The organism is Streptomyces albicerus (assembly GCF_008905045.1).
Classification (GTDB): Bacteria; Actinomycetota; Actinomycetes; order Streptomycetales; family Streptomycetaceae; genus Streptomyces; species Streptomyces albicerus.
This window is the reverse complement of record NZ_VWMY01000035.1, coordinates 91,166-115,516: the sequence shown is the minus strand read 5'-3', so window position 1 is coordinate 115,516 and position 24,351 is coordinate 91,166. Positions and strand designations below refer to the sequence as shown.

The 24,351-nt window shown below is 69.7% G+C and carries 23 protein-coding genes; 9 read left to right on the top strand and 14 right to left on the bottom strand.

Translation table 11 applies throughout. The features are described 5' to 3' along the window. Positions 1 to 183: 183 nt before the first annotated feature. Together GAS53_RS30325 and GAS53_RS30320 are read right to left on the bottom strand one after the other, a co-directional pair. A complete protein-coding gene (locus GAS53_RS30325) occupies positions 184 to 1,629 on the bottom strand; it encodes a sensor histidine kinase (protein WP_151480912.1) in 1,446 nt (481 codons plus the stop codon). Beyond that, complete coding sequence (locus GAS53_RS30320; protein WP_151480911.1) at positions 1,626 to 2,315, bottom strand: response regulator transcription factor; 690 nt, start codon at positions 2,313 to 2,315, stop codon at positions 1,626 to 1,628. The genes GAS53_RS30325 and GAS53_RS30320 overlap by 4 nt, the downstream gene beginning before the upstream one ends. A 167-nt stretch (positions 2,316 to 2,482) precedes the next feature. On the opposite strand from GAS53_RS30320, the gene GAS53_RS30315 reads away from it, so the two are divergent. Continuing rightward, positions 2,483 to 4,903: an MMPL family transporter gene (locus GAS53_RS30315; RefSeq protein WP_151480940.1), complete on the top strand. Its 2,421-nt coding sequence runs from the start codon at positions 2,483 to 2,485 to the stop codon at positions 4,901 to 4,903. Between the two features lie 21 nt (positions 4,904 to 4,924). On the opposite strand, the gene GAS53_RS30310 is transcribed toward GAS53_RS30315, so the two are convergent. The 4 genes from GAS53_RS30310 to GAS53_RS30295 all read right to left on the bottom strand — a co-directional run bounded on the left by GAS53_RS30310 (position 4,925) and on the right by GAS53_RS30295 (position 7,252). Further along, a complete protein-coding gene (locus GAS53_RS30310; RefSeq protein ID WP_151480910.1) occupies positions 4,925 to 5,698 on the bottom strand; it encodes a TetR/AcrR family transcriptional regulator in 774 nt (257 codons plus the stop codon). 9 nt (positions 5,699 to 5,707) lie between these two features. Then, on the bottom strand, positions 5,708 to 6,226 hold the full coding sequence (locus GAS53_RS30305; protein WP_151480939.1) for a thiol-disulfide oxidoreductase DCC family protein: 519 nt from the start codon (positions 6,224 to 6,226) through the stop codon (positions 5,708 to 5,710). A 5-nt stretch (positions 6,227 to 6,231) separates the two neighbouring features. Continuing rightward, a complete protein-coding gene (locus tag GAS53_RS30300) occupies positions 6,232 to 6,639 on the bottom strand; it encodes a hypothetical protein (RefSeq protein WP_151480909.1) in 408 nt (135 codons plus the stop codon). 202 nt (positions 6,640 to 6,841) lie between these two features. Continuing rightward, the gene (locus tag GAS53_RS30295) at positions 6,842 to 7,252 is read right to left on the bottom strand and encodes a VOC family protein (protein ID WP_151480908.1); all 411 of its coding nucleotides are present in this window, start codon (positions 7,250 to 7,252) and stop codon (positions 6,842 to 6,844) included. 185 nt (positions 7,253 to 7,437) lie between these two features. Here GAS53_RS30295 and GAS53_RS30290 point away from each other — a divergent pair, with 185 nt between their 5' ends. Continuing rightward, positions 7,438 to 7,833 (top strand): hypothetical protein, encoded by a 396-nt coding sequence (locus GAS53_RS30290; protein WP_151480907.1) that lies wholly within the window; start codon positions 7,438 to 7,440, stop codon positions 7,831 to 7,833. Continuing rightward, complete coding sequence (locus GAS53_RS30285) at positions 7,830 to 10,307, top strand: DUF4132 domain-containing protein (RefSeq protein ID WP_404829305.1); 2,478 nt, start codon at positions 7,830 to 7,832, stop codon at positions 10,305 to 10,307. The genes GAS53_RS30290 and GAS53_RS30285 overlap by 4 nt, the downstream gene beginning before the upstream one ends. A gap of 14 nt (positions 10,308 to 10,321) precedes the next feature. Here GAS53_RS30285 and GAS53_RS30280 read toward each other — a convergent pair whose 3' ends face one another. Then, positions 10,322 to 11,122, bottom strand: a complete 801-nt coding sequence (locus GAS53_RS30280) for a LamG domain-containing protein (RefSeq protein WP_151480906.1) — start codon at positions 11,120 to 11,122, stop codon at positions 10,322 to 10,324. 165 nt (positions 11,123 to 11,287) lie between these two features. Next, entirely contained in the window at positions 11,288 to 12,568 is a 1,281-nt protein-coding gene (locus tag GAS53_RS30275) for a M48 family metallopeptidase (RefSeq protein ID WP_151480905.1), read from the bottom strand. A 217-nt stretch (positions 12,569 to 12,785) separates the two neighbouring features. Between GAS53_RS30275 and GAS53_RS30270 the strand changes: the two genes are divergently transcribed. Continuing rightward, the gene (locus GAS53_RS30270) at positions 12,786 to 13,532 is read left to right on the top strand and encodes a hypothetical protein (protein ID WP_151480904.1); all 747 of its coding nucleotides are present in this window, start codon (positions 12,786 to 12,788) and stop codon (positions 13,530 to 13,532) included. On the opposite strand, the gene GAS53_RS30265 is transcribed toward GAS53_RS30270, so the two are convergent. The 6 genes from GAS53_RS30265 to GAS53_RS30240 form a co-directional block, all read right to left on the bottom strand. Beyond that, positions 13,500 to 14,621, bottom strand: coding sequence for a hypothetical protein (locus tag GAS53_RS30265; RefSeq protein WP_151480903.1), 1,122 nt, complete (start codon positions 14,619 to 14,621; stop codon positions 13,500 to 13,502). The genes GAS53_RS30270 and GAS53_RS30265 overlap by 33 nt on opposite strands. Before the next feature lie 527 nt (positions 14,622 to 15,148). Further along, positions 15,149 to 15,928, bottom strand: a complete 780-nt coding sequence (locus GAS53_RS30260) for a succinate dehydrogenase iron-sulfur subunit (protein ID WP_151480902.1) — start codon at positions 15,926 to 15,928, stop codon at positions 15,149 to 15,151. Then, positions 15,928 to 17,685, bottom strand: a complete 1,758-nt coding sequence (gene sdhA, locus GAS53_RS30255) for a succinate dehydrogenase flavoprotein subunit (RefSeq protein ID WP_151480901.1) — start codon at positions 17,683 to 17,685, stop codon at positions 15,928 to 15,930. Before sdhA ends, GAS53_RS30260 begins: the two co-directional genes overlap by 1 nt. 19 nt (positions 17,686 to 17,704) lie before the next feature. Next, entirely contained in the window at positions 17,705 to 18,190 is a 486-nt protein-coding gene (locus GAS53_RS30250; protein ID WP_151480900.1) for a succinate dehydrogenase hydrophobic membrane anchor subunit, read from the bottom strand. Positions 18,191 to 18,195: 5 nt separating this feature from the next. Further along, entirely contained in the window at positions 18,196 to 18,576 is a 381-nt protein-coding gene (sdhC, locus tag GAS53_RS30245) for a succinate dehydrogenase, cytochrome b556 subunit (protein ID WP_149511863.1), read from the bottom strand. Between the two features lie 325 nt (positions 18,577 to 18,901). Continuing rightward, the gene (locus GAS53_RS30240) at positions 18,902 to 19,567 is read right to left on the bottom strand and encodes a 2-oxo-4-hydroxy-4-carboxy-5-ureidoimidazoline decarboxylase (RefSeq protein WP_225859178.1); all 666 of its coding nucleotides are present in this window, start codon (positions 19,565 to 19,567) and stop codon (positions 18,902 to 18,904) included. A 294-nt stretch (positions 19,568 to 19,861) separates the two neighbouring features. Here GAS53_RS30240 and GAS53_RS30235 point away from each other — a divergent pair, with 294 nt between their 5' ends. The 5 genes from GAS53_RS30235 (at position 19,862) to GAS53_RS30215 (ending at position 24,317) form a co-directional block, all read left to right on the top strand. After that, positions 19,862 to 21,442, top strand: coding sequence for a beta-N-acetylhexosaminidase (locus GAS53_RS30235; protein WP_151480936.1), 1,581 nt, complete (start codon positions 19,862 to 19,864; stop codon positions 21,440 to 21,442). Between the two features lie 224 nt (positions 21,443 to 21,666). Beyond that, positions 21,667 to 22,494 carry a DUF4328 domain-containing protein gene (locus GAS53_RS30230; RefSeq protein ID WP_225859177.1) on the top strand — a complete coding sequence of 276 codons (828 nt, stop codon included), beginning with the start codon at positions 21,667 to 21,669 and terminating at the stop codon, positions 22,492 to 22,494. A gap of 90 nt (positions 22,495 to 22,584) precedes the next feature. Further along, positions 22,585 to 23,103 carry a hypothetical protein gene (locus GAS53_RS30225; RefSeq protein WP_151480898.1) on the top strand — a complete coding sequence of 173 codons (519 nt, stop codon included), beginning with the start codon at positions 22,585 to 22,587 and terminating at the stop codon, positions 23,101 to 23,103. A 100-nt stretch (positions 23,104 to 23,203) separates the two neighbouring features. Next, positions 23,204 to 23,782 (top strand): hypothetical protein, encoded by a 579-nt coding sequence (locus GAS53_RS30220; protein ID WP_151480897.1) that lies wholly within the window; start codon positions 23,204 to 23,206, stop codon positions 23,780 to 23,782. 154 nt (positions 23,783 to 23,936) lie between these two features. Beyond that, positions 23,937 to 24,317: a hypothetical protein gene (locus GAS53_RS30215; protein WP_151480896.1), complete on the top strand. Its 381-nt coding sequence runs from the start codon at positions 23,937 to 23,939 to the stop codon at positions 24,315 to 24,317. Positions 24,318 to 24,351 lie beyond the last annotated feature (34 nt).

Here is a 24,351-nt window from a genome sequence, read left to right as displayed (position 1 = left end):
GCGGGTGGGGTGGGTGCTGTGTGTTGTTGGCTGCGGGCGGGTGAGGGCTTGTCGCGCAGTTCCCCGCGCCCCTGAAGGGGCGCTTCGGCGCGGGCATGACCAGACGCTCAGCCACGCGCCCTTTACGGGGCGCTCAGGCGTGCGCCCGGCGAAGAGATCAACTACCGCATGCCCTTGAAGAGATCAACTACCGCATGCCTCTGCAGGCAGCGTCACCGTTATCGCCAAGCCCTTGCCCGGGGACGTGCGTACCGTTACGTCGCCGCCGTGGGCGGTTGCCACGCCCTGGACGATGGCCAGGCCCAGGCCGCTGCCCGCGCCGCCGCCGGCTCGGAAGAAGCGGTCGAAGATGCGGGTGGCGTCCTCCTCGTCGAGGCCCGGGCCCTCGTCGGCGACGCAGAGGCGTACGACTCCGTCCACCCGCTCAAGGTCGAGGGTGACCGGGACGTCGGGGGGCGTGTGCGTGCGGAGGTTCGCCACGAGGTTGCCCAGGATCTGGCGCAGGCCAGACTCGTCGGCGTGTATGAGGAGGGCACCGTCGGCGCCCACGGACACCGGGCGCTCGGGCTGCTGGGCCCGTAGGTCCTCGGCCGCGTCCCGTACGAGGCGGCTCAGGTCGACGTTCTTGAAGCGCAGTTCGGGCTGCTGGTCGAGGCGGGCCAGGGTGAGCAGCTCGTCGACGAGACGCCCCATGCGGTCGGCCTCGCCGGTCATCCGGTCCCAGGCGCGCTTGCGCTCGGCCGGCTCGCGCAGCATGCCCTTGTCGTACAGCTGGAGATAGCCGCGGATCGCCGACAGCGGAGTACGCAGCTCGTGGGAGGCGTCCGCGACGAAGCGGCGCAGCTGGGCGGCGCTGTGCTCGCGAGTGCGGTACGCCGACTCGACCTGGTGGAGCATCGAGTTGAGGGCGAGCCGCAGCTGCTCGACCTCCTGGGTGGGGTGGTGGTTGGAGGGCACACGGCGGGCCAGGTCCCCCTCGGCGATCGCCGACGAGGTCTCCACCATGTCCTCAAGGGGGCGCATCCGGCGGCTCACGCTGAGCATCGTGAGTACGGCGAGCAGTCCCAACAGCAGTACTCCGAAGGCCAGGTCGAGCTTGAGCGCTTTGGCGATGCCCTTGTGCAGCGCGTCCGTCGAGGTGGCCAGCAGGATGGTCGTGCCGTCCGTGAGGGAGACAGCGGTGACCCGGTACGGATCACCGCCCACCGTCACGTCGCGCGGCTCGGTGTCACCGGTGAGCGCACGAGGGTCGTCCACCGCGGCGGCCAGGGCGTTCTGGTTCTTCGTCGGCTCGAAGCGGCCGATCGTGATGGCCTGCCCCTTCTTGTCGACCGCCGCGAAGAGAGAGTCCGAATTCGGCGGGCCCTGTGTTTCCGGGACCTGGCCGTTGCGGACGAGTGCCAGCGCGCTCAGGGAGTCGATCTGCCGGGTGGTGATCTGCGTGCTCCCCAGCGAATCCCGCGTCTTGAGGAGCTGCGAGTCGATCTGGTCGAGCAGGTAGTACCGCATGCCCATGAGGCTCACCGCCGTCGCCACGATGATGCCGAGGGCCAGCAGCGCCACGTTCGCCAGCGTCAGCTGGCCGCGCAGCGAGTGGATGCCCCTGTGGCAGCGGCGGCGCACGCTCATGCGAGCCCGTATCCGACGCCGCGCCGCGTCGTGATCACAGGAGCGCCGAGGGCGTCGAGCTTGCGCCGCAGATAGCTGATGTACGTCTCCACGACGGTCGACTCCGCCGAGTGCTCGTACTGCCAGACATGGCGCAGGAGCTGCTCCTTGGGGACGATCCGCCCGCCGTTGCGCACGAGGAAGCGCAGGAGCGCGTACTCGGTGGGTGTGAGCTCGACCGAGCGGCCCGCGCGGTGCACCGAGTACGTCGTCTCGTCCAGCTCCAGGTCTCCGTAGCGCAGCGGCGGGCGCTCGGGGAGGACATCGGCCGGGCGGGTGCGGCGCAGGACCGCGGTGATCCGGGCGATCACCTCGTCGATGTTGAACGGCTTGGTGATGTAGTCGTCGCCGAAGGCGAGCGCGCCCACGATTTCGGTGGGCGCGTCCCGCGCGGTGAGGAACACCAGCGCCAGGTCCGGTTGCTTCGCGCGCAGTTCGTGGCCCAGCGCCCGGCCGTCGCCGTCCGGGAGCATCACGTCGAGGAGCGCGGCGTCCGGGCGCGTGCGCTCGGCCAGCGTCAGCGCCTGGCGGACGGTCCCCGCCGTCATCACCTCGAAGCGGTGGTAGCGCAGGGCGATGGCCAGGACGTCCACGATGCTCGGCTCGTCCTCGACGACCAGGACGGTCGCACCCTCATGAGCGGTCATGTCCCCAGTATCGGCGCGGGCACTGACAACGGGGCCGGGTCGCGCCTTGGAGTTCCTTGAGAGTCATGGCCGATTCGTGTCCTCACCCGCGCGCCGCCCCGATGCTGAGCCGCAGGACCTGGGGGACCAACCGACGACCGACTAAGGAGCGTTGAGGCGTGACGACATTGGCACGGTGGTGCTATCGGCACCGGCTGGTGGTCCTGTTTCTGTGGGTGGGGACGTTGTTGGGGCTGGGCTTCGCGGGATCCGCCGCGGGCACGAACTACGCGGACACCTTCACCCTTCCGAACACGGACTCCACGCGCGCGTACAACCTGATGCAGAAGGCCTTCCCGGAGCGGTCGGGCGACACCGACACGGTGGTGTGGAAGGTCGACGACGGAACCGTGCGGGACGAGTCCGTACGCTCCCGGATCGAGCCCGCGCTCGAGTCGATCGGGCGCATGGAGGGCGTTGGCGAGGTCAGCAGCCCGTACGCCGCGCAGGGGGCCGCGCAGATCAGTGAGAACGGGCGGATCGCGTACGCCCAGGTCACCTTCACCGAGCAGGCGAACGGTGTGCCCAAGGAGCTGGTGGAGGACGTCGTCGACACGGCGCAGGACGCCGAGCGCGCCGGTCTCCAGGTGGAGCTGGGCGGGCAGGCGATCACCCGGACCCAGGAGCCGCCCACCGGCATCGCCGAGATGGTCGGCATCGTGGCCGCGGCCGTCGTCCTCTTCCTCGCCTTCGGCTCGGTCTTCGCGATGCTGCTGCCGCTCGTCGTGGCGATCGCGGCCCTGGGCACCGGCCTGATGGCGACCTCGCTGCTCAGCCATGTCACGGACGTACCCGAAGTCGCCCCGCTGCTCGGCTCGTTGATCGGTCTCGGCGTCGGTATCGACTACGCGCTGTTCATCGTGACGCGGCACCGGCGGGGCATCCTGCGCGGCATGAAGCCCGAGGAGTCAGCCGTCACGGCCCTCAACACCTCGGGCCGGGCCGTGCTGTTCGCAGGCGGCACGGTGTGCATCGCGCTCGCCGGAATGCTGGTGATGAACATGCGCTTCCTGGACGGCGTGGTCATCGCGACCTCGCTGACGGTCGTCCTGAGCGTCCTCGCCGCGATCACCCTGCTGCCCGCGCTCCTCGGCCTGCTCGGCATGCGCGTCCTCAGCCGCCGGCAGCGGCGCCGGCTCGCCGCGACGGGACCGGAGTCGGCGGAGGCGAGCGGGCTCGCGGCACGCTGGTCCTCGTACGTGGAGCGGCGGCCGCGCTCGGTCGCCGTCATGGCGCTGGTCGTGATGATGGTGCTGGCGCTGCCGGTCCTGTCGATCCGGCTCGGTGCCACCGACCAGGGCAACCACCAGGACTCGACGACCACGCGACAGGCGTACGACCTGCTCGCCGAGGGCTTCGGGCCCGGCTTCAACGGTCCGCTCCAGGTGGTCGTGGAGCGCGGCGACGCGGACGCGCTCGTCTCGACCATCCGGTCGACGGAGGGTGTCGCCCAGGTCGCCGCCGCGCCGCCCGCCCAGGGCATCACGGTGATCCAGGTCGTGCCGACCACGTCGCCGCAGTCCGAGCAGACGGACCAGCTGATCGACCGGCTGAGGGACGGCGTGATCCCGGAGTCCGGGGCCGAGGCCCATGTGGGCGGAGTGACCGCCACCTTCAAGGACTTCGCGGCCGTGACCGGCGACCGGCTGCCGTACTTCATCGCGGCGATCATCACGCTCGGCTTCCTGCTCCTCCTCGTGGCGTTCCGCTCGCTGGTGGTGCCGCTGACGGCCGCCCTGATGAACCTGATCGCGGCCGCCGCGTCCTTCGGCGTCCTGGTCGCGATCTTCCAGTGGGGCTGGGGCACGGAACTGCTCGGCATCGGCAAGGAGGGGCCGATCACCGCCTTCCTGCCGGTCATCATGCTGTCGCTGCTCTTCGGGCTCTCGATGGACTACCAGGTGTTCCTGGTGAGCCGTATGCACGAGGAATGGGTGCACACGAAGGACAACGCGCGGGCGGTCCGGGTCGGCCTCGCCGAGACCAGCCGGGTCATCAACTGCGCGGCCCTGATCATGATCTGCGTCTTCTCCGCGTTCGTCCTCAGCGGCGACATGGAGGGCGCGATGGCGGGCATCGGGCTCGCGGCGGCGGTCGCACTGGACGCGTTCATCCTGCGTACGGCACTGGTGCCGGCCGCGATGCACCTCCTGGGGAACTCCAACTGGTGGCTCCCGGCCGGGCTCGAGAAGCGGCTGCCGCATCTGGCGGTGGAGCCCCGGGAGGAGGAGGTTTCCGAGCCTCACGCGCGCGTGCCCGACGAGGACGGCGGCTCCTCCACGGTCATCCACGGCTTCGTCCGCACCCCGGACGGCGAACCCGTCGACGGCGCCGCGCTCACCCTGCTCTCCAAGGGCGGCCGTCAGCTCGACCGGGTGACCTCCCTCGCCGACGGCTCGTACATCGTCTCGGTGCCGTCGCCGGGGGCGTACCTGCTGGCCGCGACGGCCAACGGGCACCCGTCCCGCGCCAAGCACGTGACGGTCGGCGCGGAGCCGCTGGTGTACGACGTGGAGCTGGCGGAGGACGAGGTGGACGCGGTGAACTGACCGCGCGGAGTACGTCGAGTGCTATTTCGCGGGCTTCCTCTTGGGGTCGGGCAGTGCGTTCGTCATCCCCGGGAGGAAGTCCGTGAACAGCGAGTGGACCTCGCGGACCAGGGGCCTCAGCACGCGGAAGCGGGCCAGTGAGACGCCCAGGGACGTGAGGCGGGCGCCGCGCTCGGCGAGACGGTAGCTGCGCTCGCGGCCCTCCGTGCGGTCGAAGATCCAGTACAGGACGAGACCCATCTGGGAGAGCCACAGCAACTCGGGGAGCACCTCCCGGAGTTCCTCCGGGATCTTCGCCTTGGAACCGGCGAGCACCTCGGCGCAGATGCCGATGGCCTCCACGCGCGCGTGCTCCGACTCGGCCGAGAACGGGCTGAGCGGACTGTCCGGATCGGCGGCGTTCTTGAAGAACTGCACCGCGAACTCGTGGTACGGCGTCGCCACATCCAGCCACGTCTTCAGGACCCCGGCGATCCGGGCCTCCAGATCCGTCTCCCGGTCCAGGACTTCACGGACCGCCACCCGGTGCTCGGCGGCGAGCCGGTCGTAGAAGCCCTGGATCAGGTGTTCCTTGCCGGCGAAGTAGTAGTACGCGTTCCCTACGGAGACCCCGGCCTCCTTGGCGATGGCGCGCATCGTCGTCTTCTCGTAGCCCCGCTCCTGGAACAGGCGCATCGCCGTCTCCAGGATCAGGGCCCGGGTCTGCTCGCTCTTGGCCGGCGCACGCGACGGCCCGGGCCCCTCGGGTTCGGCGGGGCCGTCCGGACTACGGGAACTGTCTTTCGCTGCTGGCACGGGAAGAGCCTAACGAGGCGCGCAGGTGCCGCTGTCGCACGCGGGCGCGTTGTAGGTCCAGCCCGCGGCCGGGTCGTACGTCCACCCGTGAGCTCCGTAATAGGCATTCCCACCCCGACGCCAACGCCCCTGCTGCCGCGCTGACTGCGCTTCACGCCACTTGGCCGCGGCGAGGACCGCGCCCCGCGCGAGACGCGCCCCGGCCGGAGTGCTGAGCCGGTGGGCCATCGGGCGGTGCTCGGCGAGTGCCCACAGGGTGACGATCCAGGCGGCGGTGCCCCGGTAGACCTGGCCGGAGTCGCCGACCACGGTGATCTCGTCGAGCGTCGCCGCGTGGTCGATCCCGGGGAAACGGCGCCGGGCGGTCTCCGATCCGGCGGGCATCAGCTCCAGCGGCACCAACTGGCGCTGTCGTACCAGCCAGTCGCGCAGGTGGGCGCAGAGCGAGCACTGCGCGTCGTACAGGACGGTCAGCCCGCGAACCGGGACGCGTGCGGCGTCCCGGTCCTGGGCGGCGGCGGTGGCCATCGCGGTCACGCCCCGACCGCGGGAGCGACCCAGTCCTGCGGCGGCACGGGCGGCTGCTGCTCGCGGTCCATGACACCCCGGCGCCGGATCTTGTTCAGCACGTACACGTTGCCCAGGTGCATGGCGCCGAGCACCAGCAGGACCACGCCGAGCTTCGTCGACAGGGCCTCGAAGACCCCGCGGGCGTCGGCGATCTCGTCCTCCTGGCTCAGGTAGAGCGCCACGAAGCCCAGGTTCACCAGGTAGAAGCCCACCACCAGCAGGTGGTTGACGGCGTCCGCGAGCTTCTCGTTCCCGTGCAGCACATCGGCCAGAAAGATCCGCCCGTTCTTGCTGAGCGTCCGTGCCACCCAGATCGTCAGCGCCACGCTGACCAGCAGATAGATGACATACGCGACGACCGTGAGGTCCATGTTCCCCACCCTTTCTCGACTTCTTGAACGCGTTCAAAAACGCTGTCGAGGAAGAATGTAGACCTGTTTTTGAACACGTTCAAGCCGGAAGTCGAGGGTCTCCTGTGTGAGGTGGGTCTCCGGGGGTGCGGCTCGGGCGCCGTCATTCGGCTGACGTGGGCCGGGCGACGCGGGTCGGGCGACGCGGGTCAGGCGAGGCGGGTCAGGTGGGGCGGCCCAGTTCCGGCCGCTTGCTGTAGTCCGTGAAGCCGATGATGTTGCCCCAGGGGTCCGCGACTTCGACGGTCCATCCGGTGGCCACGGAGAGGGGGGCGTCGAGGGGTTGGACGCCGGCGGCGGTGAGGGCGATGGCGACTCCCCGGGCGTCCCGCACCTCCAGCCACACCCGAGGCGCCCCCCATGACGGCGGCCGATGTCCGAGCTCCTCCTCCAGGCGCAGCAGCACCCCGGGCGTCTCGCTCCCGACCTTCAGCAGCGCGATCCCGGCCTCGTCCAGCCGGAACCCGAGGGTGAACCCGGCCCGCTTGTAGAAGTCCACGGCTTCGTCGAGATCGCCCACCAGAAGGAGCACGTTGTCGAAACCGAGCAGTTCGTACGACTCATCACCTGACATGGCGTCAGATTAGGTCGCCGGTCGAGAGTGCCGGGGGAGGCGACTGCCTCTGCCGACGGATGTCACCCGATGGCGATACGGGTCTGCCGGCAGCTTGCGGAGCCGACTCGCTCCTCTGACGTTCGTCGAGCAGCCTGTCTCGTCCCCATGACTGATTGTCAGTGGTGGCTCGTAATGTCGTCGGCATGGCAATGGTGACGTTCGTCGACGAGACGACAAGCGGGGACCGCCGCGATGCGGGGTGGGGGCTGGAGATCGCCGAGGAGAGGCTCGCGTTGCGCGAGCTGATCCGGCGACGGGTCTTTCAGGAGGTCGCCGAGTACAACGCGCGCACGCCGCGGGTGTTCCAGGGGCTGGTGCAGCCGGAGGACACCGAGCGGGTGCTGAACGGATACGCGCTCAGGACGCCGCGCCGGATAGATCCCGAGGCGCAGACCGAGCTGGCCCTCAAGGCCTTCGCCGGGAACGGGTTTCTGGTGCTCGTGGGGGACCGGCAGATCACCGACCTCGACGAGGAGATCGAGCTGACGCTCGGCACGGAGGTCACGTTCCTGAAGCTTGTCGCGCTGGTGGGGGGATGATGACGTCGCCTCGATCACTCACGCAGAAGATCCGGAACCAGGTCGCCGCCGGCAACATGGGCAAGCTCGCCGATGAGGCCCTAAAGGCCGCTGCCGCCAACAACGGCTACTGGGGCGGAGGCTGGCACGACCTCCTCGAAATTCTGCGGGACCTGCCCCTGGACGAGCGCCGACGTCTTGCCCACGCGCTCGCCGAGCGCTTCCAGTCGCTCGGCCCGGAGTCGGAGGCCCGGCAGAGCGTGCTGACGCTGCTCGGCCTCATCGCCCGTGACCTGCCCGACGACTTCTTCCTCCCCACCGAGCGGCTGGCGGAGCTCGAGAAGCTCGGCGCCAGGCACTCCTTCTGGTACGCGGCCCGTCTCGACGTCCTGGCCGAGGCGGAGCTGGCCTCCGGCAGGCAGCTCGCGCCCGCCGTCGTGGCCGTCTTCCGCCGCACCGCCCTGGACGCCTATCGCTCGGACACCCTCGCCGACCTGGCCAAGAAGCTCACCGACCCCGTCCTCAACGTCGGCGAGGAGTGGGCCGAGTGCGCCATGGACAGCGTCGACGGGCCGGCGGGCGAGTCCTGGCGGGACCTGCTCCGGCACGTCACCACGGCCACCGCCTCCAAGCCCACCGCCAAGTGGGACAAGCAGGCCCACGGCCTCATCGAGGCCATCGGAGCGGACCGGGTCAGGGAAACAGCGTTGGCCTGGCTCACCCTCGTCGGCCGCCCGCGCACCTTCCCGCTGGAGCGCCAGACGTACGAGCCGGACATCAACAACGCGTACGACCCCTACAACGCCAACGCCCTGCGCGGCCTGGCCTGGCTGCTGTCCCTCCTCCCGCCGCACCCGGACACGGCCCGATCCCTCGGCACGCTCGTCGAGACCTCCCTCAAGAAGGTCTCCGGACTCGGCCCGCGCAACCCGAAGGTCGCCAACGCGGGTGTCATCGCGCTCTCCCGCCTCGACAGCGAGGCGGCCCTCGCCGAACTCGCACGCCTCGCCACCCGGGTGACGTACAAGAACACGGCGAAGCTGCTGGACGGTGCGCTGGAGGCACGCGCCACCGCGCTCGGACTGAGCCGTGAGGAGATCGAGGAGCTCGCCGTCCCGGCGTACGGGCTCACCGAGGTCGGCCAGGCGCGGCACCGACTCGGGGACGTCACCGCTCTGCTCGACATCCACGGCTCCAGAGCCGTGCTCAGCTGGCGCAACGCGGCCGGCAAGGCCGTCAAGAGTGTGCCCGCCGCCGTGAAGCGGGATCATGCCGACGAGCTCAAAGACCTCAAGGCGGCCGTCAAGGACATCGACAAGATGCTGTCGGCGCAGGCGGAGCGGCTCGACCGGCAGTTCCTCGCCCGGCGCACGTGGGCGTACGACGCCTGGCGCGAGCGGTACCTCGACCATCCCCTGGTGGGGACCCTCGCCCGACGGCTCCTCTGGACGGTGGACGGCACGCCCGTGGGGTTCGCCGACGGAGAGCTGCGTACGCTCACCGACGGCCCTGTCAGCACGGGTGCCGAGGTCGAGCTCTGGCACCCCGTCGGACGGGAACCCGCCGAGATCGTGGCCTGGCGCGACTGGCTGGAGCGGCACGCGATCACCCAGCCGTTCAAGCAGGCCCACCGCGAGGTGTATCTGCTCACCGACGCCGAGCGCGCCACGGGCACGTACTCGAACAGGTTCGCGGCGCACATCCTGCGCCAGCACCAGTTCAACTCCCTCGCCGCGATCCGGGGCTGGCGCAACAAGCTCCGCCTGTGCGTCGACGACGAGGCCCCGCCCGCCAGCCGCGAGCTGCCGCAGTGGGGGCTGCGCGCCGAGTACTGGATCGAGGGCGACGGGGAGGCGTACGGCGAGGACACCACCGAGTCCGGCAGCTATCTCCGGCTGCGCACCGACCAGGTCCGTTTCTACCCGATCGACGCCCCGGAGAACTCGGCGCACTGCTGCGGCGGCGAGTACCGCATGTGGCTGCGGGACGGAGCGGACCCGGTCGAGCCCCTGCCCCTCAGCGAGATTCCGCCCCTCGTGCTCTCCGAAGTCCTGCGCGACGTCGACCTGTTCGTGGGCGTGGCGAGCGTCGGCAACGACCCGACCTGGCAGGACGGCGGGCCCGGCGGCCGCTTCCGGGAGTACTGGACGTCGTACGGCTTCGGCGAGCTGAACCAGAGCGCCGAGACCCGCCGGGCCCTCCTCGACCGCCTGATCCCCCGCCTGGCGATAGCCGACCGCTGCACCCTGGAGGGCCGCTTCCTGCACGTGAAGGGCGAGCGCCACACGTACAAGATCCACCTCGGCTCGGGCAACATCCTCATGAGCCCGAACGACCAGTACCTGTGCATCGTCCCGAAGTCGAACCCCGCCACCCCGCAGAGCGGCTACCTCCCGTACGAGGGCGACCGCACGCTCGCCGTCATCCTCAGCAAGGCGACGATGCTGGCCAAGGACACGGAGATCACGGACCCGACGATCCTCAGCCAGCTCTGAGGATCAGCGGGCTGTCAGGACGCGCAGCCGCCCACCCGTCGCGTGCTGAGCGCGATGTCGTCCATGCGGACGTCGTACGACGACGGGGTGGGGTCGGCCTGGTAGAGCTGCCAGCCCAGCTTGAGCTTGTCGAAGGCGGGGAAGACGAAGTCGTCCGCCGTGCCGCCGTGCTGTTTCGTGGAGACCGTCAGGTCGGACTGCTCGACGCCGTCCAGGTAGACGGTCACGCGGTTGTCGGTGGCGTCGAGGTGGAACTCGACGCACTGCCACTTCGCGGCGGCGGCCGGCGCGGAGGTCTTCCAGGCGGTCCAGTCGCCCGTGTCGCCCAGGTCGGAGCCGACGCCCCAGAAGTTGCCCTTGTCGGTGGGCGCGTACTGGCCGCCCAGCGGACGGACCAGCGTGGGGGAGTCGGAGCCGGAGGCCTCCGCGATGGTCCAGTGCGCCCAGTCGGGGGCGGTGGGGAACTCGGCCACGCGCAGGCGCAGGCGGGCCCAGACGCTGTTGCCGGGCAGGGCGAGATCGGGGAGGACGAGGAAGGCGCGGCCGTTGCCCTCGGTGCGGATGCGGAGCTCGCGGCCTGGCCCGCCGGAACTGCTCGGCTCGACGGTCAGCGAGCCGCTGGCGGTGTCAGTGGTCCAGCCCTGGCCCGCGGTGACCGGCCCGAGAGGCAGCCGGTCGAAACTCTCCCGCACGAACGTGCCGTATCCCTGCGGGGCGGTCCCCTGTGGGGCGGGCGCCGCAGAAGCGGCGGGGGGTATCGCGAGCTGCACGGCAGCGGCTGACAGCACGGCGGCGGCTTTCCTCAGGAGGGCCATGGGGCCAGTCTCCGACCGGAACCTCATCTGTCACATGAGTCACGTGGCGATATGGCTGATTGAGTCCTCAAGTATGTCTCGATCGCTCGGAGGTGGGCGACAATCCGGATGCCGAGGCCGAACTCCGCGCCACCCATCCCAGCGTGCATGGTCGAATGCCCCGGGTTAGTGGCCGAGCCCGTGCTTCACGACTCGTCGCGCCAACTCCCTGCGCGGTTCGGACAGTTCGGCGGCGATCCCGGACTCTCTGCCGCTGGCCGCCACGACGGCCGCGGAGAGCGGTGTCCCCGCGAGGAGGCATTGACGTCGCAAGTGGGTCGGCGGGTGAGTCGAGTCGACGCTGTGTCCGCGGAGGGCCGCAATCCGTCGCTGACGCTCGTACTCGCTCTCCGGGATCGACTCCATGTGGGCGCCGAGACGTTCCCACAGCCCGTGCCAGGGCTCCTGGTCGGTGGTGCCGTGCCGGCCGACCTGCTGGGCGTTGGCCTCGCGTTGCAGCATGCTCACGGCGGAGGAGACGACGAGAAGGCGGTTCATGACCGCTGCGGCCGCCTCGGTGGACCCGGCACGGGCGGCCAGCGAATCGGCGAGATACTCGGCGCGCTGCGTGGCACGCAAGGTCAGCCGGTCGAGAACCATCAGCAGGCCCTGGATCAGGGAGCGCGGCAACGCGTACACCAGATTGATGAACGCCTCCACCAGGTTGGGGTTTGAGGCCGGGGCGATGTAATAGCGCCAGGTGGTGAGGGAACGGAGCGCGTTTCCGATGACCAGTCCGTGCCGTGTGTCCCCGTTGCTGTAGTGGCCGAGTTCATGGCCGAGGAGGGCGATCCGCTGCTGAGGAGTGAGGATCTCCCAGAGCGGAAGGCCGAGCGTCAGCAGTCGACGGCCGCGTATCCCGTACGTCGTCACGCTTGCGTTGGCCTCCGTGCTGACGGCCACTGTGTCCACCCCTCGGGTGCCCACGACGGCGGCGACCTCGTCGATCAGCGCGAAGAGATCTGGCGCATCGGTCCGGCGCAGAAGGGGCTTGTCGTCGGGCAGCCCGGGAAACCGTGGCCGCAGGGTCCACGCCAGCAACCCAAGGAAGCAGCCGAGCACCACCCCCGCGCCGCCCCACCCCGTCACGACGAACCACACCGCGCCGACGGCCAGCGTCGCGGTGACACCGTGCACCGCGAGTGAGATCAGGTATGCCGCCACGCCCGCGGCGTCACGCCGCGGACGCAGTACGCCTCCGGCAGCCACTTCGGCCAGCAGCCTTTCGCCGTGACGACGGGCGAGTCTTCGCCGCCGTCTCTCCAGCCTTCCCGGCTCCTCTTCGGGCTGCTCGGGATCCACGTTCCAGTCGCAGGCGGCGCACCAGGTGGTGAACCGGCCGTCCGCGTGAACCTCGGTCCCGCACTGCGGGCATGGCTGCGTCGTGTCCCCGACGGTGGTGCGCACCGGGCGCCCTCCCTTTCCCTCAGCCCCTCCCCAGAGGCTGCTTCGTTCCTGGTCCGGCACAGCTGATCATCCCACTCTCCCGGCGTAAAGCCCTTGATCGTGCGGATACCGCGCCACCCGGACGTGCCCCGCCCGCACTCCCGGCCGCCCCTGCCCTCCACGGGACCTGTCATGAAGGCTTCAGTACTCTTCAGGCTGATTGGGGGAGGGGACGCCGGTGGGCCGTGTGCGAGTTGCCTTCGGGCTGCTGGTGGTTGTCGTCGGCACGGTCTGGCTGTCGGGCGGGGGATCGACCGTGCGGTCGGGCGGTCGCTGGGCGCTGTCGGCGTTGCCGTACGTACTGGTCGCCCTGGGACTGCTGCTGGTGCTCCGGGCGGCGGTGCCAAGGGGGCTGCTCGCCGCACCGCTCGTTCTCATCGCCGGTGGCGGGCTGTGGGCGGCGTATGACGCGGGGTATCTGGGAGGGGTGTCCTCGGGCAAGGTGTGGCCCGGCCTCGTGATCGCCCTGGGGGCCACGCTCGCGCTCGGCGTGCGGCCTCGGCCCGCCGCCGTGGAGGATGAACTGCCGTTCAGGCGCTATCGCAGCGTGCTGCTCCCTGTGCGCAAGCGCGTTGCCGCGGATGCGGTGCCGCTGCGGAACGTGGCGGTGAGCTCCTGGTTCGGGGACGCACGGATCGATCTCTCAGGAGCAGAGTTCACCAGCGATCTCCCGCCCGACGGGGGGTACAAGCTGCTTGAGGTCGATGTCATGGTCTGCTTCGGCAGGGTCGAACTCGTCCTGCCTCCGCGCTGCGCCGTTGTGCGCGGCAGTGTGGAGAACACCCTGGCCGTTCACTACGCCGACCGCGTCGCCGTGTATGCGGACACGGACACCTATCGAACGGCGGTGGGCGGGGTGGTGCCCCGCCGGGTTCTGCTCAACGTGCTGGGGCTAGGGGGATCCGTTGCCATTCGTTCCTTGTGAAGCGGAGTTCCCGGTGCTTCCCGGTGGCTCCACCGAGTGGTCCATGGGCTCGTCCTTGAGGCCGCCGTTGTCGAACCGGCTGTCGTCCTGGGCCAGGAACTGCGAGATCTGCTCATTCATCTGCACGAACTCCAGAGCGTTGGTTTCCGGCTTGTAGTGGAACGCTTTGACCAGGTCGAATCGGTGCAGATCGAAGACCGCGCACAGCAGTTCCGCGTGGTACAGAGCGGCGGCGACAGCGCCGCGGTAGGCGAGGACAGCCATGACGGCCGGGAGCAGAGGGAGCAAGGACCAGACATCGAGCCGAAGGACCAGCGGCAGGGTGGCCACCGTGCAGATCGCCAGCGAGACGCAGAGGGAGGCTGTCGAGGCGATGAGGTCCATCTGCTGGGTGACGGCGCTGTTGAGCCGCTCGGACACGAAGGGATAGATCCGCGGGTACGTGCGCATGATGTCCAGCCCGTAGCGGTCCCCCGAGAGACGCTCGGCCCGCAACAGGGCGTTGCCGAGCTCGGTGGCCATCAACTCGCCGTGTTTGTCCCGCCAGACATTGCCCGGCAGTTCCAGCTCCCGGACCTCGGTCGGATACCTGCCCCGGACGCGGCGTGCCTGGCTCACCCGGCGCCGCCGTTTTGCCGCCGCTTTGGCTTCCGCGGTCAGCGTGTGCAGCGGACGGGCCACGGCCGCCTGCGGGGTGACGTTGGCGGGCGTAGCCGGTTCGGCGAGTTCGATCGTCGCGATCGCGCGGTTTCTGCGGCGCCGGTGCCGTTCGGTCGCGGCACCGCGCAGAGGCGCCAACGGGGAGGGACGTGTCCAATAGCCTTCGAGGAGTTGGACCAGTGCGGCTTCGAAGGGACGCAGGATCACCCCGCCCACGAAGATGAAGACGGTGCCGAGCGCCAAGGCCGCCGCGTCCCCCTTCCCCGGCAGCACCGCACCGAAGTCCACACGCGCACCGGGCTCGTACAGGTGCGCGCGTATCAGAGTGGCAATCACAGCGATCACCAGAACGCTGGGCAGAATACTCAGCAGGCTGAACCGCGCCCCGCCGAGGGCCTTGCCACCCGCCTCGATCAGACCTCGCAACATCGGTGGCTCGGCTCCTATTTGGAGAAGCGTTTCATGAGGTGTCCACAAGCACAGAGCGGTGCGGTGGCTCCGGTACGGACGGGCTTGGTCTCGCATCTGACGCAGACCCAGATGATCTGGCCGATGGGGAGCGCCTTGAGGTTCATACCGGACAGAATCGTCCGTGTGACCATGGTCGTTTCGCACGCGCACACGGGGATCGTGCCGGCCGAGCCGGATCGCAGGCGTGTGGGCTCCTCACACGCGCTGTTGGGACATGCGTGGACGAACCAACCCGGGGACGGAGTGGGTTGGCCGTAGGAACCGGACGGATGGCTCTGATCGGCCACCGAAACCCACCACAGAACAAGCAGCCGCAGCCCCAGCCCGGTGCGACCAGGTCTTCCCCGCGCCATGACCACCCCCGCCCCACGTAGGTGGAACGAGTATGCAGCCAACTCCCTTGTGCGCACAGCATGTACGCGACGAGGGCCTCGCCTCCGGAATTCCGGAAAGTCGGGGCCCTCGTCCACGTACGGCCAAGAAGATCAGAAGCGACGCGTGATCAGCGCCCTCTTCACTTCCTGGATCGCCTTCGTGACCTCGATGCCGCGCGGGCAGGCGTCCGTGCAGTTGAACGTGGTGCGGCAACGCCACACGCCGTCCTTGTCGTTGAGGATCTCCAGGCGCTGCTCGCCGGCTTCGTCGCGCGAGTCGAAGATGAAGCGGTGGGCGTTCACGATCGCGGCCGGGCCGAAGTACTGGCCGTCGTTCCAGAACACCGGGCACGAGGAGGTGCAGGCGGCGCAGAGGATGCACTTCGTCGTGTCGTCGAAGCGCTCGCGGTCCTCCGCCGACTGGAGGCGTTCCCGGGTGGGCTCGTTCGTGTCCTTGGTGATCAGGAACGGCATCACGTCGCGGAACGCCTGGAAGAACGGCTCCATGTCCACGACCAGGTCCTTCAGGACCGTCAGGCCCTTTATGGGCTCGACCGTGATGGGCTTCTCAGGGTTGAGGTCCTTGATCAGCGTCTTGCAGGCCAGGCGGTTCTTGCCGTTGATCCGCATGGCGTCCGAGCCGCAGATGCCGTGCGCGCAGGACCGGCGGAACGTCAGCGTGCCGTCCTGGTCCCACTTGATCTTGTGCAGCGCGTCGAGGACACGCTCCTTGGGGTCGATCTCCAGCTGGAAGTCTTCCCAGGCCGCTTCCGCCGAGACCTCGGAGTTGAAGCGGCGGATGCGGAACGTGGCGGTGATGTACGGGGAGTCGGCGAAGCCGGCCTCCGGCTTGCCGGCGCCGTCCGCCTTGTCCAGGGTGGGAGTAGCCATCAGTACTTACGCTCCATCGGCTGGTAGCGGGTCTGGACGACCGGCTTGTAGTCGAGACGGATGGACTCGGCGCCGTCGTCGCCGACCTCGCGGTACGCCATGGTGTGGCGCATGAAGTTGACGTCGTCGCGGTTCGGGTAGTCCTCGCGGTAGTGACCGCCGCGGGACTCCTTGCGAGCCAGGGCCGACACCGCCATGACCTCGGCCAGGTCGAGCAGGTTGCCCAGCTCGACGGCCTCCAGGAGGTCGGTGTTGAACCGCTTGCCCTTGTCCTGGATCGAGACGTTCTTGTAGCGCTCGCGGAGTTCCGCGATCTTCTCCACCGCCGTCTTGATCGTCTGCTCGGTGCGGAACACCATGACGTTGGCGTCCATGGTCTCCTGCAGCTCGCGGCGGATGTCCGCCACGCGCTCGTTGCCCGTGCCCGACCGCAGCCGCTCGATCTGCTCGACGACCAGCGAGGCCGGGTCCTCGGGCAGCTCGACGTGCGAGGCGGTCCTCGCGGAGTACTCCGCCGCCGCGATACCCGCGCGCTTCCCGAACACATTGATGTCCAGGAGGGAGTTCGTGCCCAGCCGGTTCGCGCCGTGGACCGACACACAGGCGACCTCACCGGCGGCGTACAGGCCCGGCACCACGGTCGTGTTGTCGCGCAGCACCTCACCCTCGACGTTCGTCGGGATGCCGCCCATCGCGTAGTGCGCGGTGGGCTGGATCGGGATCGGGTCCGTGTACGGCTCGATGCCCAGGTAGGTGCGGGCGAACTCCGTGATGTCCGGGAGCTTCGCGTCCAGCTGCTCCGGCGGGAGGTGCGTCAGGTCCAGGTAGACGTGGTCGCCCTCGGGACCGCAGCCACGGCCCTCGCGGATCTCCGTGTAGATGGAGCGCGACACGACGTCTCGGGACGCGAGGTCCTTCATGACCGGCGCGTACTTCTCCATGAAGCGCTCGCCGTCCTTGTTGCGGAGGATGCCGCCCTCACCGCGGGCGCCCTCCGTCAGCAGGATGCCCATGCGCCAGATGCCGGTCGGATGGAACTGGAAGAACTCCATGTCCTCCAGCGGCAGCCCGCGACGGTAGACGGCGGCCTGGCCGTCACCGGTCAGCGTGTGCGCGTTGGACGTCACCTTGAAGAACTTGCCGGTGCCGCCGGACGCGTAGATCACGGCCTTCGACTGGAAGACGTGGATCTCGCCGGTCGCCAGTTCGTACGCGACGACACCGGCCGAGTGCTTGACCCCGTCGACCTCGGTGATCAGCTGGTCGAGGACGTAGAACTCGTTGAAGAACTCCACGCCCTCCTTCACGCAGTTCTGGTACAGCGTCTGAAGGATCATGTGGCCGGTGCGGTCGGCCGCGTAGCAGGACCGGCGGACCGGGGCCTCGCCGTGGTTGCGGCTGTGACCGCCGAACCGGCGCTGGTCGATCGTCCCGTCGGGCGTGCGGTTGAACGGCAGGCCCATCTTCTCCAGGTCGAGGACCGAGTCGATGGCCTCCTTCGCCAGGATCTCCGCGGCGTCCTGGTCGACCAGGTAGTCGCCGCCCTTGACCGTGTCGAAGGTGTGCCACTCCCAGTTGTCCTCCTCCACGTTGGCCAGCGCGGCGGCCATGCCGCCCTGCGCGGCGCCCGTGTGGGAGCGGGTGGGGTAGAGCTTCGTGAGCACGGCGGTACGGCTGCGCTTCGTCGCTTCGATCGCGGCGCGCATGCCGGCGCCGCCCGCGCCGACGATGACGGTGTCGTACTTGTGGATCTTCATGATTCTCGTAGCCCCGGATCTAGCGGATGTTCGGGTCGAAGGTGAAGATCACCAGCGTGCCCAGCAGGATGGTGAACACCGTGGCGGTGTAGAGCAGGCCCTTGAGCCACAGCCGGGTGTTCGCGCGCTCCGCGTAGTCGTTGATGACCGTGCGCAGGCCGTTGGCGCCGTGCAGCATCGCCAGCCACAGCATCAGCAGGTCCCAGGTCTGCCAGAACGGGGACGCCCAGCGGCCCGCCACGAACGCGAAGCCGATCTTGGAGACGCCGCCGTCGAGGACGAGCTGGATGAGCAGGTGGCCGATGACGAGGACGACGAGGACCACGCCGGACAGGCGCATGAAGAGCCACGCGGCCATCTCGAAGTTGCCGCGGGTCGCCTTGGGGGTCTTCTTCGTGCGCTTGCGCGGGGCCTCGATCAGGGGCGCCGGGTTGTCGACGCTGTAGAGGGACTCGCCCTCGACGGGGCCGATGCCGGAAGCGGCGGTCTTCTCAGTGGTGGACATTGGTGTCAGCTCCCGAAGACTTCACGAGCGGCGTGGCCGAGGACGGGGTACAGGGCCCCGATCATCAGCACGACCCAGATGCCGACCACGGTCCAGAGCATCTGCTTCTGGTAGCGCGGGCCCTTCGACCAGAAGTCGACGGCGATGACACGCAGGCCGTTGAGCGCGTGGAAGAGGATGGCGGCGACGAGGCCGTACTCCAGCAGCGCGACGATCGGCGTCTTGTAGGTGGCTACGACCTTGTCGTAGTCCTCGGGGGAGACACGGACGAGAGCGGTGTCCAGCACGTGTACGAACAGGAAGAAGAAGATGAGGACGCCGGTGACTCGGTGAGCCACCCATGACCACATTCCTTCCCGGCCGCGGTACAGCGTTCCAGCCGGCACGGAAGACCCTCCGGGAGCGGGGATTGGGGCCGCGCCGGCTTCTGTGTCGGTCGGGCCCGGCCGGGTACGGTCCACCGGCCCTGGCCATCGTAGCGACGTGTGCCTGCGGCGCTTACGGCGGGCCTGCTGATGTGATCGAACCGGCAGTCAATGAGGCTCGGACGGGCTATTGGGAGGGCGGCTACGGGGGTGGGGTTTGTGTGGTTTGCCGGGTGCGGGTTCGTTGTGGCTGGTCGCGCAGTTCCCCGCGCCCCTAAAAGAGTCAGTCCCGCGCCCCTGAAGAGACTTGGCTCTGCGCGCCTGCCACATGTCACAACCCGCGCCCCTAAAAGCACAGGCGGGACAAGCGGCCTCTTGCCAGGCGGCGGAGTTCCTCCGCTGACTGGACTCGTTCCTCGTCCGGATCGTTTGTCAATCGTGATCGGATTTCGGCCAGGACCTGGTCGAGGGACTCCTCGGGGGCCGTGTCGTCGAGGCAGATGACGAAGACGTGGCCGAAGCGGCTTTCGTATGCGGCGTGGGCGGCGCTCAGGGCGGTGTGGGCCGCGGAGTACGCGCCGGCCGGGAGGAGGGTGAGGGATTCGCAGGCCAGGGCCTCGGCGAGGTCGCCGGGGGTCAGGTCGTACGCCGCCTCGTCGGCCGCGGCCAGCAGGGAGTCCAGGTCGGGGTAGGGGCGGTGGGCTGCGACGCGGCGGGCCCAGCGGTAGCTGCCGCAGCAGGTGAGGAGGGCGCGCTCGGCCTCGTCGGCGGGCACGGTGTTGAACCGCTCCAGGCCGGTCGGAGGGGTGGGACGGGGTCCGGTGGAATCCGGTGCCGAGCGGATCTGCTCGGGCAGATCCGGCGACTCGGGACGCTCCGGTATGGCGACGGCCTGGCCGGGGAGGCGGGAAGGACGGTGCGCGGGCAGCGTGGGTTCCTCGGCGATTCGGTGACGCTCCGGTGTGCGCCATGCGTGGTTCGGCAGGGGGTCAAGTGAGAGATGTGTCATCACGCTATCGAGGCTTGACGTGAGCTGTCCGACGGATGCCCGAATTTCACCCGCAAGGGAGAGTTTCGGAATCTGGGGTGGACAGTGGCGTGGGGTGGCGGGGCTTAGGTTCGCATGGGAGGCGCAGCGTATGCGCAGGCACGGCGTATACGGAGGTGCAGCGTATGCGGAGGCGCGGCTTATGAGGTCCGCTTGTATGAGGGTGGGTCGTACGAAGGTGAGGGTGAGTGGTCTGTGGTGAACGGGCGTAGGCGCAGGGCGCCGATACCGGTGTCGGTCGGCAGGCGGCCCCTGCTGATGGGCGCGAGCGTGGCGGTCGTGGCGGGTACCGCGCTGACCGTCGGGCTCTGGCCGAGCGGAGATTCCGGCGCGCCCTCGACCGAGCGGCCCTCCGGAGGGAGAACCGCCCTGGCTCCGACGCCGTCCCCGACACCGACTCCGTCACCCAGTCGGACGTATCCGCTGTCGAAGACTCCTCGGACGATCCCGGCCGTACGGGAGCACACCCCCGCCCGCGGGCCCGGCTGGCGTCCCGCGAAGGGCGGGCGGGTGGTCGTGAACGACGGCGGCCTCGCGGACGAGGGGCGGCTGCTCGCCGGCGAGCTGGGGCTGACGTACGCGGGCTCGGGCGGTGCGCGCGCCGGGGACATACAGCTCGCCCTCACAGACGAGGACGCGAACGCCGAGTCGTACACGCTGACCGTGAAGGACGGTCGGGTGCGGATCAGCGGTACGGCCGAGGCGGGCGTCTTCTACGGGACGCGCACGCTCAAGCAGGAGGTGCGGGGTGAGGGTACGGCGCCGGAGGGCGTCGTACGGGACTCGCCGGCCAAGCCTCAGCGCGGGTTCATGCTGGACATCGCGCGCAAGCACTTCACGGCCGCGTGGATCGAGGACCGGATCCGTGAGCTGGGGGACCTGAAGTACAACCAGCTCGGGCTGCACTTCTCCGACGACCAGGGCTTCCGGATCGCCTCCGACTCGCATCCCGAGGTCGTGTCGAAGGAGCATCTGACGAAGGCGGAGGTGCGCCGCATCCTCGCCCTCGCGGCGAGCCGGCACATCACCGTCGTGCCCGAGATCGACTCGCCGGGGCATCTGGGCGCGGTGCTCGACGCCCATCCGGACCTGCAGCTGCGCAACACGCAGGGCGTCGTCTCCCGGGGCTCGCTCGACATCTCCAAGCCCGGGTCCGCGGAGATCGTGGACGACCTGCTGAACGAGTACGCGGATCTCTTCCCCGGGCGGTACTGGCATCTCGGCGCCGACGAGTACCGGGCGCTGATGGTGTCGAACCCGGCGGCCTCGTATCCGCAGCTGGCCGCCGCCGCGAAGGAGAAGTACGGCTCGGGTGCCGGGATCGCGGACCTGGCGACGGGCTGGCTCAACGACCGGGCCGGCACGATGAGGGGCCACGACCGGACACTGCGGGCCTGGAACGACGGGTTCTTCTCCGGCGGAGTCGTGCAGGCCGACGACGACATCCAGGTCGCGTACTGGACGGGCAAGGAGATCGGCGCGCGGCAGCCGGCCGAGTATCTGCGGGCCGGGCGTGAGCTGGTCAACTACAACGACGAGTACCTCTACTACGTGCTCGGGCAGCCCAACGCCTTCGTCTACCCGACCGGCCAGCGCATCTACGAGCAGTGGACCCCGCTCGTCGTGCGCGGCACCACGCCGGTGTCCCGGGAGTACGACGACCAGATCCTCGGCGGGTCCTTCGCCGTCTGGTGCGACCTCGCGGGCTCGCAGACGCAGGACCAGGTGGCGGCGGGGGTCCGCATGCCGCTGCGGGCGCTGACGCAGAAGCTGTGGGATCCGCGGAAGCCGGGGCTGTCCTGGGCGGAGTTCAAGGGCCTCGCGGACAAGCTGGGCTGACCGGCGGGTGCCGGGCGGTCGACTCGGGCTGCGGCTGATTCGGAGTGGACGGGCGGGGCCGGTGAACCGTATGTTCCGGAGGCCGCGCGGGGCCTCTGGGGAGGGGCGCGCGCGGCTTTTCCGTTCACGCACCTTCGGGGGGCCGCTCAGCCATGCTCTGCACCCATTGCCGACAGTTCGCCGCGACGCCCGGCGGCACGCTCTGCCAGAACTGTGCCACCGCCATGACACAGACGGCCCCGCCGGGTCCCGTGCCCACGGCCCCGCAGGGCGCCTTGCCCACGGCCCCGCCGTTCACCGCCGGGACCGGGACCGCGCCCGCGCCCGCATATCCGGCGCAGGGCTTCGGCCCCGCACCGGGGGCGTACGGCGCGCCTCCCATGCACCAGCCGCACGGCCCCGCCTGGCTGCGTTCGCCCGTCGGGCTCGGGAAGGCGGCCGCCGTGCTGCTCGGGGTGGTCATCGCCACCGACCTGTTCGCGGTCTGGGCCGACTTCACGATGTACGACGTCACCGACAGGCTGGCCGGCGGCGACTACAGCGAGGCCATTCAGCGGGATGCCGAGGCGGCGGACTCGCTGTACACCGTGACCGGGATCGTCCAGACAGCTGCCCTGATCGCGGCCATCGTCGTCTTCCTGGTCTGGTTCCAGCGGGCTCGGGTCAACGCCGAGGTGTTCAACCCGTTCGGGCACCGGATGAAGCGCGGCTGGACCTGCTGGAGCTGGTTCGTGCCCATCGTCAACCTGTGGTTCCCGCGCCGGATCATGGTGGACATCTGGGATGCGAGCAGCCCCGCCGGTCGCGCGCCGCACGGCCTGGTCAACGGCTGGTGGACGCTGTGGATCATCTCGATGGTCGCAGGCCGGGCCGGCTACAACTCGTACCGCAAGGCCGAGACGGCCGAGGAGATCCGGGACGCCGCCGGCCAGGTGATGTTCGCGGACATCGTCGACTTGGTGGCCGCCGTCCTGGCCATCCTCGTCGTCCTCCGCCTCACCCGCATGCAGGACGAAAAGGCCCACCGCGGACCGCTGCCTGCCGCGGCGTAGTTCGCGGCGGCTTGACCATTTCGGTGGCGAACTGCTGTGCGTCTGTGATGGATTTGACGCTGGTCGAACCGATACACCGGGGGGAGCGGGATGGGCTACTGGGGATATTTCGTCGTGGGCAGAAGCGAGCAGCCACTCGCGGAGTCGGACGCGCTGTCGAGCGCGTCGGGCATGACGTTGCATCAGACGGCGGATGACGGCTGGCAGGTGTGGGAGTACCCGAACTCCCCCGACGACCCCGCCAAGGGCGACGTCGGGAACATGAACGCCCTGGCCGAGGAGACGGGCGCGCCGGCGCTCTTCGGGTACGTCATGGACAGCGACTGCGTGGTCGTCGAGGCGGCCGGGCCCGAGAGCGGCGCGTGGACGACGTGCCTGAACAGGGAGGCGATGGCCGGATACCTCGGCGGGAACGAGGACGGTCTTGCCGTCGACGACTTCTTCCTCGAACCGCACGACGCGGTCGGACGGGCCGTCGCCTGGGCCGCCGAGTCGGGCCGTACCGTCCCCGAGGAACCCCTCCTCGATGTACTCACCGCGGACGCGGACCCGTCCGCGGAGATGCTTTTCTTCCGGTTCCTGGACCGGCTCGGCGTCATCCCCATGTAGATTTCGGCCATCTCGCAGTGTGACGTTCCGGCCACTGTGCACGCAGTAAGGGGAAGTGCGGGCTCCGTTACCAGAGACGGCCCCACCGAGGGAGGCGTGAATGAGCCTGGTGGAACTGATCGCTCAGGCCGACGAGCGTGGTCTGGCGGCCAGCGGTCTGGCGTGTCTGGACCGGTGCTTGCCCCTGTTGGGCGGTGACGACGAGATCCTGCGGCCGCTGTGGGCGAGCCTCGCCGAGGGCGAGCGGTGGGGCGAGGACTGGGGCGAGCGTGTCGAGCAGGCGCGCGCCAAGCTCGACGTCCCCGAGGTCCCGGAGGGCGACGTTCCCGCCGAGGGCGAGGCCGCCGTGCTCGCGCACCGCATGCTCGGCGCCGTCCCCGTGGAGCGCACCGCCGCGAACCTCCGCGAGTGGGCCGACGCCTGCTCGGTCGCCGCGCTCCAGATCCACCGCCTCCTCGACGCCGCGACCGACGGCGCCTCCTCGGTGACGGCCCGCCGCGAGGGCCGTACGCAGGACATGTCGCCCCTCGTCGCCGCCGAACTGCGCCGCCAGATCGCCATCCTGGAGCTGCTGTCGACCCACGGCCCGGCCGGTCTGCGCCAGGCGCTCGACCTGTCGACCGAGGGCCGGCGCGTCCTGCGCGCGGTCGTGTCGCGACGGGCCCGCGGGCGCGTCTAGGACTCTGTCCGCCGGACAGGTCACGGCGTTCCTGTGGCCGTCCGGTGACCGTCCCGGGGGCGCTCTGCGAGGGCCCCGCGATGGTCCTGCGGCGGTCCGGCGTACCCCCACGAGTCGGTGTGACGGATCCCGCACGGGCAGCGCTCTCCCGAGTGTGAACGCAACGCGGACAACCAGGCCCCCAGCTGCGGCGAAGCCCCTTCGGTGGGCGTCGGACGCGGTCTCGACCATGCGCGAAGGAGCCCGGCTCCGGCTCGACCACTCGGCGCAGAGTCTGTGGAGCGTCGACCGGACGATCGAGGAGATACGCCGGGACGGAGCGCCGTTCGCCGCCGTCGAGACCGTGCTGCGCGGTTTCGGGGCGTACGCGGGTGAGGTGATCGCCCGTCACACGGGCGCCGAGTGGCTGGAGTCGGACGGCGGCCCGGTGCTGCGTACCCCCGACGGCCGGCTCTGGGATCCGGTGGGGGAGGCGCGGCGGTGCTTCGAGGGGGACGGGTCGCTGCGGCTGCTGTGCCGGGACGCCACAGGATGACACCGCGGAGGTACGAACGAAGGCTGGGGCCCTG